At 61.8% G+C, this 11398-nt stretch carries 8 protein-coding genes and 3 tRNA genes; 2 read left to right on the forward strand and 9 right to left on the reverse strand.

Translation table 11 applies throughout. The features are described 5' to 3' along the window. Positions 1-5 precede the first annotated feature (5 nt). From P9M14_14985 to P9M14_14995, 3 genes are read right to left on the reverse strand one after another with little or no spacing between them, the layout of a single operon-like run. The gene (locus P9M14_14985) at positions 6-1439 is read right to left on the reverse strand and encodes a cellulase family glycosylhydrolase (GenBank protein MDP8257052.1); all 1434 of its coding nucleotides are present in this window, start codon (positions 1437-1439) and stop codon (positions 6-8) included. Beyond that, positions 1439-3013: an outer membrane protein transport protein gene (locus tag P9M14_14990; protein MDP8257053.1), complete on the reverse strand. Its 1575-nt coding sequence runs from the start codon at positions 3011-3013 to the stop codon at positions 1439-1441. The genes P9M14_14985 and P9M14_14990 overlap by 1 nt, the downstream gene beginning before the upstream one ends. Further along, a complete protein-coding gene (locus P9M14_14995) occupies positions 3013-4599 on the reverse strand; it encodes a hypothetical protein (protein MDP8257054.1) in 1587 nt (528 codons plus the stop codon). Before P9M14_14995 ends, P9M14_14990 begins: the two co-directional genes overlap by 1 nt. Positions 4600-5033: 434 nt before the next feature. On the opposite strand from P9M14_14995, the gene P9M14_15000 reads away from it, so the two are divergent. Further along, the gene (locus P9M14_15000) at positions 5034-6251 is read left to right on the forward strand and encodes a BamA/TamA family outer membrane protein (protein ID MDP8257055.1); all 1218 of its coding nucleotides are present in this window, start codon (positions 5034-5036) and stop codon (positions 6249-6251) included. Positions 6252-6515: 264 nt separating this feature from the next. On the opposite strand, the gene P9M14_15005 is transcribed toward P9M14_15000, so the two are convergent. Beyond that, a complete protein-coding gene (locus tag P9M14_15005; protein MDP8257056.1) occupies positions 6516-6866 on the reverse strand; it encodes a hypothetical protein in 351 nt (116 codons plus the stop codon). 98 nt (positions 6867-6964) lie between these two features. After that, a complete protein-coding gene (locus P9M14_15010; protein ID MDP8257057.1) occupies positions 6965-8314 on the reverse strand; it encodes a YhjD/YihY/BrkB family envelope integrity protein in 1350 nt (449 codons plus the stop codon). A 149-nt stretch (positions 8315-8463) separates the two neighbouring features. On the opposite strand from P9M14_15010, the gene P9M14_15015 reads away from it, so the two are divergent. Beyond that, positions 8464-8546, forward strand: a tRNA-Leu gene (locus P9M14_15015). 780 nt (positions 8547-9326) lie between these two features. On the opposite strand, the gene P9M14_15020 is transcribed toward P9M14_15015, so the two are convergent. The 4 genes from P9M14_15020 to P9M14_15035 form a co-directional block, all read right to left on the reverse strand. Next, positions 9327-9401, reverse strand: a tRNA-Cys gene (locus P9M14_15020). Positions 9402-9412: 11 nt separating this feature from the next. Beyond that, positions 9413-9487 (reverse strand) — tRNA-Gly (locus P9M14_15025). 88 nt (positions 9488-9575) lie between these two features. After that, positions 9576-10931 (reverse strand): patatin-like phospholipase family protein, encoded by a 1356-nt coding sequence (locus P9M14_15030; GenBank protein MDP8257058.1) that lies wholly within the window; start codon positions 10929-10931, stop codon positions 9576-9578. Between the two features lie 233 nt (positions 10932-11164). Next, on the reverse strand, positions 11165-11398 hold a 234-nt coding region (locus tag P9M14_15035), incomplete at its 5' end, for a hypothetical protein (protein MDP8257059.1).

Genomic DNA, 11398 nt, shown 5'->3' on the forward strand with positions numbered 1-11398 from the left:
CGAGTCTAACGCAGTGGGCGTAAGGTGAGCCAGTGCAAGCTGAACTCCGGGTCGCTGCACACCAGCAGCCGTCCGCGCTGCTGGTCAAAGCGGGATTGGCCGTCGCCCAGCTGTACCTTGAAACCATCGGGGTACAGGCCCGCGGGCAGTACGATCTCGGTCAGTGCGTCCACGCCGGTCTCGCGCCATGTGACGTAAAATTTGGACTGGCCGATGTCGAACTGGAATTGGCACAGCTCGCCGGCCACTCGCGCGGGGTAGGGACGCGACAAGACGTCCGCCGCGGGCCGCTTTGCGCCATTGGTTCCGATCAGGCTGAAGTCCTCGTTGTTGTACAGCCGCTGTGAGGGGTTGAGGTCCCAGTAGAACCAATGCAGCAAGTAGCGGTCGGCCAGTGCGGCCGCGCTGTGACACAGCGCCTCCCCGTTGGTCGTGGTCGGCCGCACGCCCCAGGCGCAGAGCGATGCGGGCACTCCGCGCTCGTGGGCCGCTGACCACAGGCAGGACAGGGCGCTGCGCAACGCGCCTCCGGACCAATCGTGCTCGTCGTTTAGCAGTACGTCCGAGTCGAAGTACGGCGCGCTGAGCACCAGGCCGGGCAGCTCCAGTTCGCTAAGCGCGGCGCGATCGCAGGCGCGGCGCAAATGCGGCGGCGCGAAAAACAGCAGCGCGTCGGGGTCGGCCCGGCGCAGGGCCAGGGCCTTGTCCACGTAGTAGTTCAAGAGCACGCCGTGGACAAACGCGTGATCGAGCGGCGCGGCGTAGGGCTGGGATTGCAGCTCGTAGCCCACCACGTTCTCGCGGTCCGCCAGCCGTTGAGCCAGCATCAGGTGGGCCGCCAGCTCTGATTGACGCAGCGCGGCATCGGCGTAGAACAGGCCGTAGGCCTCGATCACCTCGTCGCGCAAATAGTATAAGTACCAATCGTGCGGCGCTTCGCCCGCGAACGGCTCGACGCCCGCGGGCAGGGCCCACTGCGGCGCGCCCGCGCCCCACAGCGCGCGGCCGTAGAGCTGACTCTGCCAGTCGATCACCACCCACAGGCCGCGTTGGGCCGCGGCGTCGACCAGCGATTCGACCCTGGCCAGATAATCCTGGTCGTAGACTCCGGGCTGCGGCTCGACCGCCTCCCAGACCACGTTGATGCGGATCGCGTTGAGCCCCCAATCAAACAGCGGGTCCAGCCAGGCAACGTCGTCGAGCATGGCAAACGGCGGGACCAGTCCGGCGCTGCCCACGTTGACGCCGCGCAGCAGCACCTCGCGCCCCAGGGAGTCGCACAGCCGTTCGCCGCAGACGTAAAGCGGTCCGGCCATCGAGCCCGCGGTCGGCTGCACAGCGACGTCGATCGGCTCGTCCTGGTCAAGCGGCGCATAGCCCTGAAAGCAGGCCGCGATCAGCACGGGCAACAGCAACGCCAGCAGCGCCCGCCGCCGCATCAGAACGGCACCTCGATCGAGAGCGAGGTGGCGAAGATCCGGCCCTCGCCCCGCAGCTCGTCGAACCCGTGGTACGCGGCGTACTGCGCAGTCTTGGTCCAACGGATCGGCGCGAAATAGCTGTATTGCACACCTAGCTGCACCTGGCAGTAGTCGGGCTGTTGCGGGTCGGGCCTGCCAAATCCCCAGCGCGTGCCCGCGGACAGCGCGTGGCGGTCGGAGTCGATGTAGTTGGTCAGGCCGCGATCCGGGTTGAAGATCCCCGGCTCGTACACGTAGCCGGATTGGATCGAGGGATCCAGCCGTCCGATCTTGTAGAAGCCGGGCAGGGGGTCGAAGCGATACTCGAATCCCAGGCGCGGCACCAACGTGTTGCGAAACGACGGCCCGGGCCAGTTGACGAAACTCACCGGCAGTTCCAGGTCGAGTTCCACCGGCGGCAGCTCGATTTGTACTCCGGCCGGGCCGATGGCGCCGATGGTCGGGACCGCGATCGAGGAGACGCGCGCGCGGATCGTCGAGGGCAATATCTTGGCGTGCAGCACCAGCGGGTCGACGTCGATCTCGTAGGTCACGCGCTCCATCCGCTCCCAGTGCTTCCAGGTCAGGTCCAGGGAGACCATCAGCCGTTGGCCGTAGTTGTAGGCCGCGCCCACGCTGACCTGTTCGGGCCAGGCCAGCTCGCGCAAAATCGCGTGAGCCGCGAAAGGCAGCCGCAGCTTGGCGACCACGGTTCCGCTCAGCTCGAGGTCGCGCAGCTCGATGCTGGTGCTGCCCAGGCCGGGGATTTCGATTTCGAGCTGCACGTCTCCGCCCACGATATCGCCCAGGGTCGCCAGGTCGATGTAGAGCGGAATTTCGATCTGGCCCTGGGCGTCGAAGGGCAGGTGGCTGTCCAGCTCCGAGCGGTAGGTCGCGCCCACGCGCCAACTGTCGTTGATCCGCCAGTGTGCGCCGGCGTTTAACGAGCCCATGCCCACGGTGCCCGAGTCGCCCTTGAAGGTCGTGGGGTCGGCCGCGGGCGTCTGCGCGCCCACGCCCACCGGGATGTAGAGCGGAATGCCCAGGTCGTAATAGGTCCAGGCGCTGAACGCAAAGCTGACCCCGATCGACAGCTCGCGCCACAGCCGCAGCGCGGCGCCGGGCATCAGGATCAGCATGCTCGACATGTTGTTGTACTGCGGCCAGGTCGGCTGGGAGGGATCGACGAACAGCGTCAGCGAGTAGACGCGGTCCGGGATTTGGATTCCGACGCCGAAGAACAGCCGGTCGTAGATCGGAATGTTCAACCCCACCAGCGAGAGCTTGGTCACGGGGTAGTTCTGGTCGCGGCCGTTGGCCTTCATGCGCACGTCGGCCCATAAATACCCTGCGGAGAACGACTCGGTCTTGAGCTGCGCCAGGCCGCCGGGATTGTAGAACACCGCCGAGTAATCGTCGGCCACCGCGGTCATCGCGCCGCCGAGCACCATTGCCCGCGTGCTCAGGCCGAAGGTGTCGAAGCTCTTGGCCGCTGCCGAGCAGGGAAGCGCCAGCGCGAGCAGCAGCAAGGCGATCGCGCAACGCCTGCGCATCAGAACCTCACCGTCAGCGTGACGTTGATCGCGGTCACGTCGCCCGCGGCCTTGACCTTGGTAAAGCCGTGGTAGGGATCGACCAGCACTTTATTGTGCTCGCGCTCGACCAACTTGTGCCACTGCACCGACGCATCGAGGCTCACGCTTTGCAGTGCCTTGATGCCGAAACCGCCGCAGATCAAGTGCCGGTCGTTGTCGTAGAGGTTGGTCACGCCGCGCTGGGCGTCCAGGGGCGATTGCAAATAGGCGTATCCGCCGCGCAGCGCCACGTCCAGATCCTTGCCCCAGGGACGCATTCGCGGCAGCCGGTATTCGGCGCCGATCCGCGGCACCCAGACGTCGCGCATCACCGGCTTGACCAACGTCGACGCGGCGATCGGCACGCTGATCTCCAGCGGCGTCTCAGGCACGCTGATTTCCAGCGGCAGGCTGACCGCGCCGACCACCGGCACGCTGACGTCGGCCAGCACCTGGATCACCGAGGGGAGCAGCCGCCCGTTGATGCGGATCTCGTCGATCACGAACGCTGTGCCCGGCGGCACCATAGCGGACCAGTCGTACCAGGTCAGGTCGAAGCTCAGGGTCAGCGCGTCGATCGGGTCGGACGCCACGCCCCAGGTCAGCTCTTGAGGGGTCCACAGCTCGCTGAAGATCATCTCGACGTTGACCGGGATGTGCGCGTCCACTATCAGCTCGCCGCTGAGGTCCATCAGCCGCACCGGCACCTCGGTGGCGCCCAGGCCGGGGATGTCGATCACCACGTTGAGCGTGTAGGGGAACAGGTCGCGCAGCAGCGCCATATCGATCGCTAAATTTTTGAGCTGGATGTCGGCCTCGATCGTCAGCCGCGCCTCCAGCGCGTAGACCCCGCGGTAGCTCAGGCCGGTGCGGAAAAAGCGGCTGGGCGCCCAGTGGATGCCGCCGGTGGCCTGCAAATCGATCGGCTGGCTGAGGTTGACGTCGATGTGCGGAGCCAGGCCGCCCTCGAGGTTGCTCGGATCGTCGGTGAAGTTCGAGTTGTCGAACACCAGCGGCAGCTTGACGTTGCCCGCCACGTCCTCGTACAGCGCGAACCCTGCGCCCACGGCCAGGCCGTCGATGATCTTGATCGAGAAGCCGAAGAACGGCTTGAGCACCTGGGCGCGGTTTTGCCAGAGGAAGAAGCGCGGCACCGTCGCCTCGTAGCTGCGGTTGCGGTTGAGCCATTTAGTCGGTACGTGGATCGCGCAACCGAAAAACGAGCGGTCAAAGAAGTTCATGGTCAGACCGCCGACCCAGGCCTCGGCCGGCTCGGGATTGCTCAACTCGTGCTCTAGATCGCGCAGGTCTTTACGGACGAACGAGGACGATCCCGGCGCCGGCGTAAAGCGCAGCCCGAGGTTGGAGAAACTGCGCATGTAGCCCAACGTCGCCGCGTGCTTGCCCCGGATCTGGTACAGGCCCGCCGGATTGTAGAACGCGGCCGAGTAGTCGTCGGCCAGCGCAGCGTAGGCCCCGGCCATGGCCGTGGAGCGCGCGCCGATGCCGTAAAGATCGATCGGGTTGGCCGCGGCCTGCAATGCGCAGAAAGATAATACGATCACCCCGCACAATAATGGACAGAGCGAACGTAGTGCCCTCGAATTGATCATCATTACCGAAGTACAGAATGATAAGGAGAAATGTGACTTCTCTAGCCTGAATTATTTTTGAGGTTTCGTCAACGAAACGCACAAGGCGCCGCAAATATAAGGAAGCCGGGGCGATCATCCGCAGGCGTACCCGCTGTGGTACGTCGAGGACGGATCGTTCCGGATGACGAAGTAGTTGCGAGCGAATTGTGCGTTGCAGTAGAAGCCTTATGAATAATGCAGGCGAGGTAGCATGCGAAGTGAAATCCTGTCAAACTGCGGCCCCTTGTTGATTGAGCGTTGATGGGGTTTGCAGCTTGAAAACACTTACAGCATTGCTGATAGCGCTCTTAATTCTCCTGCTCAATATACCGGTATGGGCAGCGGACGATCCGACGCACGAGGCGTTGAGGGTCCGCTCGATCAGCTTCACCGGCAATAAGAAAACCAAGCCCGATACCTTCCTGCGCTACTTCGATACCCAGGTGGGCGTCCCCTACGATCCGGCCGTGCTGCAGGCCGACTGCGATCGTGTGATGAGCTGGATGTTCTACGAGTACGTCAAGCCCGCGGTGCAGATCGATGGCGATCAGGTCGACGTAACGGTCGACGTTAAGGAGAAATGGACGGTTCAGCCGGTGATCGAACCGGCCTTCGGCGGCGGAGTATTCAGCATTCGTCTCGGACTTCAGGACTCCAACCTGCTGGGCAGGCGCAAGAAGCTCAAGGTCGACGGCGGCTATCGCCAGCAGGACTGGCTGGCGCGGGTGCAGTACATCGACCAGAAGATCGGCCGCACGCCGTTCGGGATCTACCTCAAGTGCGGACGCGAGTTCTACGAGGACCCGCTGTACGATGCCCGGCACGAGACCGAACTGCTCTACGTCTACACCGTGGATCAGCTCAACGGGTTGGCGCGGCTGGAGTACGAGGCGTTCGAGCCGTTCCGCGTGGGCGTGTACTACCGCTGGCAGCGTCACGAGTTCGACACCTCGACGAGCTCGCCCGAGGATCAGCCGCCCGACAATTTCCAGTGGGACGTCAGCCAAGGCTACACCTCGGCGGGCATGGGTCTGTGGGTCAAGGCCGGCCGGGTATTGATCGACAACTATATCTACCGCGGCTGGAGCTTCGAGGGCACGGCCGAGGCCTACGATCCGTTCTTCGGCTCCTGGGAGCGCTTCTTTAAGGTGGTGGGCGACCTGCGCGGATACATCCCGCTGGGCTCGCGCTTCAACCTTTGCGGCAAGCTCTACGCCGGAACGGAGAACTCGACCACGCTGGTCGAGCAGTTCCCCCTGGGCGGCTACGACAACCTGCGCGCGCTGCTCGATCGCCAATATCGCGGCCGCAACTTGCTGGTGAGCAATACCGAGTTCCGCGCGATTTTATTTAGCTGGTGGTGGATCACGGTCGAGGCCGACCTGTTCGTGGACAGCGGCACGGGCTGGGATTACTACGTCAACGAACGCGAGATCATCAACGCCACGCGCGGCAGCGCCGGCGCCGGCGTCCGCTTTATCGTCAACAAATTCGACAACGCGATCTCACGCATCGACGTGGGCTACCCGCTATCGGGCGAGGGGAACGTCGGCCTGACCTTTGGCGTGGACATGTACTTTTAGCCCGCATTGCTCACGAGGCTTCTACTGCGGCGCACGATCTGCTCGCAATAACAGCGTCATCCTCGCCGATCCGTCCTCGACGTACCGCAGTGGGTACGTCTGCGGAGTATCGACTCGTCTTTCTCGTTCTTGCGGCATCTTGCACGCCTCGCTACGAACCCTCGTGAGAAATGCGGGCCAGCCCTTAATATTTGCTTCTACTGCGGCGCACGATCTGCTCGCAATAACAGCGTCATTCTCGCTAATCCGTAAAATCGATGGAACTCAGCCGGCGCGGGCGACGAGCGGGTCGTGGGCGAGGATCAGCCCGTTGACGTACTCGATGTATTCCTCGGGCGGGCACTTCAGCGAGATGCCGTAGATGTAGGGGTTTTGCGCGCCGGCGGGCAGCTCGTGCTTCCAGGTGGCCAGGCCGTAGAGCCGCAACGTGCGGCCGGGGCCGACCTTGAGGTTGATCTCCAAGCCCTCGTCGATTTTAAGCAGCTGATCGCAGGTGATGCAGAACCCGGCGCGGGAGAGCTTGTCCGCGTAGCCGTAAAACAGGTCTTGTTCGGTGATACACCGGGCATAGAGCATGCGGATGATCCGCTTGTGACTGCGTCGTTCCGTTCGCATCGGCGGGCGGCGCTCCTTGGTGGTTGACAGCTTGTTGTGTCTGCGCGGCCCATAAGATGGCGCTCTGCGGCGGGGAATGCAAGACGGGGAAAACTTGCTCAGTCCTCGCGCGGCTCCGATTGCGAGGTAAGCTCGATCAGCTCGGCGAAACTCAGATCAAGCTCGTCGGACGACAGCGGCGCGACCAGCTGATCCAGGCGCGATTCAAGGCTGTGCAGCGCTTGCGGCGGCTGGATCTCCGAGCAGTCGGGCGGATCGTTGTAGACCGCGGCCACCACGTCGGAGACTTTAATGCGCGAGATCGAGCGCACGGGAAGCAGCCCCGACGAGCCCTCGCTGACCAGCGCCACGAGCCCGGCGCGTTCCAGCAGCGAGACCGAGCGATTGATGGTCTCCAGCGGGAAGTCGATCAGTTCGACCAGTTCCTCGATTGTCGGCTGCGGATCGCCGTTGAAAAACCGTCGCGAGATCTCATAGAACAGCGTGATCGCCAGCTTTGCCCGCTGCCGCGGACTCAGCCCGTGTTCGTTGATGCGGTGCATCATCAGCGCGCGGAAGTTCTGATGCACGTAAGCGGTCTCCGCTCCGAGCAGCACGATCAGCCAAGTCAGATAGAGCCAGATCAGGAAGATCGGCAACACCGAGAGTGAGCCGTAAATCTTGTTGATCGAAACCAGGTTGCCCACGTAGTACGTGAAGCCCATCTTGGCCAATTCCCACAGCACTCCGGCCACGGTCCCGCCCAGAATTGCCGAGCGCAGCTTAACCCGCGTATGAGGCACCACCAGGAATGTGACGGTCAGCATTCCGATTGCCACCATGTATTGGAAGATCAGCAGGAAGAAGCTCTTGAGCACCGGCAGGCTGTCCACGGTGCCGGTGTCCAGCAGGTCCTTGACCTTGGCCGTGAGCAGCATCGATAGGCCGATCAGCAGCGGCCCCCAGACGATCACCGCGGTGAAGCTGAAGAACTTGCCCATTATCGAGCGCCGCTTGTCGACTTTCCAAACGTTGTTCAGCGCGCTCTCGATGGTGTTGAAGAACAGGATTGCGGTGATGAAAAACGCGATCATGCCCACGTAGCGCACGGTGTGGGCGTTGGCCGCGAAACTGTCGAGGTTCTCGCGAATCAGGTCGGTCTCGATCACGCCGCCGGGAATCAGCGCCTCGGTAACGAAGGTCTTGATCTGATTCTCCAGCGAGGCAAATGCCGAAAAGCTGGTGAAGATCGAGAACGCCACCACCATCAGCGGCACCAGCGCCAGCAGACTGGTGTAGGAAAGACCGGCCGAACGCACCACGCAGGCGTCGCGGTTGTATTGGGCGAACAACTCGACTAAAAAGCGCATCAGGTTGAGCAACCAGGCGCGCCACCAGGAGAATGAGGCGAGATCGTGCAGGAAAAGATCGCGCAACAAGCTGCCCGAATTGACCCGTTTCTTGATCATGCCCCTCTCGTAATGCTGATCCGATAAAGAATGAACCGCAGCCGACGGGACTGTCAAGGACGGCGGAGATCGACCCTGTAGCGCAAATCCAGCCAAAGGGACTTTTCAACGATTTACCAGAGGTTATAATCGGCGGGCGAAAACTGATTGCGAGAGTGGCGGAACTGGCAGACGCGCTGGATTTAGGTTCCAGTGACCAATGGTCTTGGGGGTTCGAGTCCCCCCTCTCGCACGCGGCTTGGAGCCGCTGCAAAACTCGCGTAGGACGCTGGTCCTAATGCCACGACCCACTCCGCGGCACCTTAGAGGTGCAGCGAAACTCGCGCAGTCCGCTGGTCGTAATCCAACGACCCACTCCGCGGCACCTTAGAGGTGCCACAAAACTCGCGTAGTTCGCTGGTCCTAATGCCACGACCTACCCCGCGTCGGCACCTTAGAGGTGCAGCGAAACTCGCGTAGGACGATAGTCCTAATGCCACGACCCACTCCGCGGCACCTTAGAGGTGCCACAAAACTCGCGTAGTTCGCTGGTCGTAGCGCCACGACCTTCTCCGCGGCACCTTGGAGGTGCAGCGAAACTCGCGCAGGACGATAGTCCTAATGCCAAGACCTACCCCGCGTCGGCACCTTGGAGGTGCAGCAAAACTCGCGCAGTCCGCTGGTCGTAGCGCCCTTTCTCCGCGGCACCTTAGAGGTGCCACGAAACTCGCGTAGTTCGCTGGTCCTAATGCCACGACCCACTCCGCACCTCTTCTCTCAGAATAATAAAAATCAACTGTTTATCGGAATCGATTCGCTTCGTTGAACGAAAAACACGGCGCTGTTCAGCCCCCTCCGGATGAAAACCACTCGACAACATCCTGCTCGCGCGGGGGAGGAGAGAGGGCGGCGCGATGGCTGCGCAATCGCGCCGCCTGCCCACACCCACCTGCTCGCCGGGGCAGCTCGAAGCTGCCGCGAGTCATGCCCACGGCTCAAAGCCGGGCTTCCCTAGATCGATTGGGTTGGAGAATGGAGGCGGCGACCGGAATCGAACCGGTGAATAAGGGTTTTGCAGACCCCTGCCTTACCTCTTGGCTACGCCGCCGGGAAAGAAAATGGAGCGGGAAACGGGATTTGAACCCGCGACCCTCGCCTTGGCAAGGCGATGCTCTACCACTGAGCTATTCCCGCTCGGGAATGCGCATTATACGGACTGCCGTTGGGCTGTCAAGATTATTAGAAACGCAACCTCAGTAGAAGCTTCGCGAATAACCCAGGCTTAGATCGCCAGGCGGATGTCGCGCTTGATCTTCTCTTTGCCCAGGATGCCGATGATCGACTCGTCGAACGGCGCCTTCTTCATCTTCTTGGTGTCTTCGTCCAGGAAGATCATCGTGGTTTCCAGGCCGTAGCTGTTGAAGATCGCCTTGATCTCCGGGTAGCGCTTCTCCAGCGACTCCTTGAACGAGATGTAGCCGTGCTCCGCCGATTTGGCGCTCTCCCAGAAGTTGAGCGGGTTCATCTCGAAGAAGTGGTAGTCGTGGATGCTCGGCTCGACCAGGATGATGTCGCCCATGAAGTTCGGATCGTTCTTGTAGTAGTTCAGCGACGAGTGCAACCGCTCGCTGAGCAGCACGCGGAACGCCTGGTTGAGCACGGCCAGCAAACCGCGGTCGGCCAGGTGCTTCTTGTCCGAGACGTAGGTGTCGAATTCTTTGTAGTAGCGGATCAGCAACTGGTTGACCACCGGCCGGAACGGGTTGTAGCAGATGATCAGGTTGGCGCCGTGGTTGACGGCCACGTCGATGTCGGCCGTGGCGCCGATACCGCCGTCCACATAATCGATGCCCTTGATCCGCGCGGGCTTGAACCAGCCGGGCAGGGCGGTGCTGGCCTGAACCGCCTCGCTGATGGTCAGGCTCGAGTCCTCGTCGTGGCCAAAGACCACGCGCTCGGAGGTGTCGAGGTTCATCGCGGTGATGTACAGCTCCTTGCGGCGGCGGTTGTGCATCTCCATGAAGTCGTTTTTCATGTTGCTGCGCATCATGTTGCGCCGCAAATAGGCCTCGATTCGCGAGTTGTCGAAGATGCCGCTGGGCACGAACTCGAGCAGGCTGGGCATCTCCTGGCTGGTTGCCACCAGCCGGATGAACAGCTTGGCCAGGCTGTCGAAGTTCTTGGACGTCGGCCGACGCATGAACCTCGTCACCGTGGAGAACAGCTTGTAATCAGGCGAGAATATTGAGGCGTTGAAGTTGATCATGAAGCGCGGGAGCACGCTGAGCGAATAGTAGAGCAGGTCCAGCGGCTTGCGCACGAACTCGGCCAAGTTGACGTTGTAGAAGTCCAAAGGCCGAAGTTGACCGATTCGCTCGGATTTGCCCTCGATCGACTTGATCATCTCCTCGGGGGAGATCCCGGAGGCCAGGGAACTGGCGAGGATCGATCCGGCGGAGAGGCCGACGAAGGTGTCGAAGTCGGTTACGTCGCGGTTGACCATCAGGTCCGATAGGGCCTTGATCCCGCCGAGTTTGTAAAATCCACCGCTCACTGCGCCGCCGGCGAGCACCAAGGAGATCTTGGGGTTGCGCTTGCGCACGGTGAGATCGGATTTTTGAACTATCGAGATTCCCATGTGGAAGCTCCTATGTTGCTACATCAGATGATGGCAGATCCCCTGGGTTGCTTATTTCGGGAACGTTTCCGTTGGCAGGCCGTAAACGGCAAGGGGCTTGCGCCCGATCGAATGGGTAAAAGTATAGGAACGCACGACGCACCGTGTCAAGTCAATTACAGAAAGCTTGAGGCCAATTTTCATCACGCGATTATGCTCCGTCGGCCCGTAGTTGGCAGTGACCCGCACAACATTTATAACCCGCCGCCCCTGGGGTCGAAAACAGAGGGGGGGGAATAATAATGTTGAATAACATTATTGGGTGGGCGCTCGGCAGAAATCAGGTTGAGATTTTTTCGGATTGCCGGTCCAAAATACGCTGAGATAGTTGTCTGGTTCGCGCGGGGGGTTAGCGCGTTCTCAAAGGCGCTGCCCGGCTTTGAGCCGGGGGCAAAACTCGCGTAGTCCTCTGGTCGTAGCGCCACGAC

The sequence above is a fragment of the Candidatus Alcyoniella australis genome, from assembly GCA_030765605.1.
GTDB lineage: Bacteria > Lernaellota > Lernaellaia > JAVCCG01 > Alcyoniellaceae > Alcyoniella > Alcyoniella australis.

Bases quoted from the DNA above. Each gene is read 5' to 3' on its own strand.
- P9M14_14985 (MDP8257052.1), bottom strand. From the start codon at position 1,439: ATGCGGCGGCGGGCGCTGCTGGCGTTGCTGTTGCCCGTGCTGATCGCG.
- P9M14_14990 (MDP8257053.1), bottom strand. From the start codon at position 3,013: ATGCGCAGGCGTTGCGCGATCGCCTTGCTGCTGCTCGCGCTGGCGCTT.
- P9M14_15005 (MDP8257056.1), bottom strand. From the start codon at position 6,866: ATGCGAACGGAACGACGCAGTCACAAGCGGATCATCCGCATGCTCTAT.
- P9M14_15010 (MDP8257057.1), bottom strand. From the start codon at position 8,314: ATGATCAAGAAACGGGTCAATTCGGGCAGCTTGTTGCGCGATCTTTTC.
- P9M14_15030 (MDP8257058.1), bottom strand. From the start codon at position 10,931: ATGGGAATCTCGATAGTTCAAAAATCCGATCTCACCGTGCGCAAGCGC.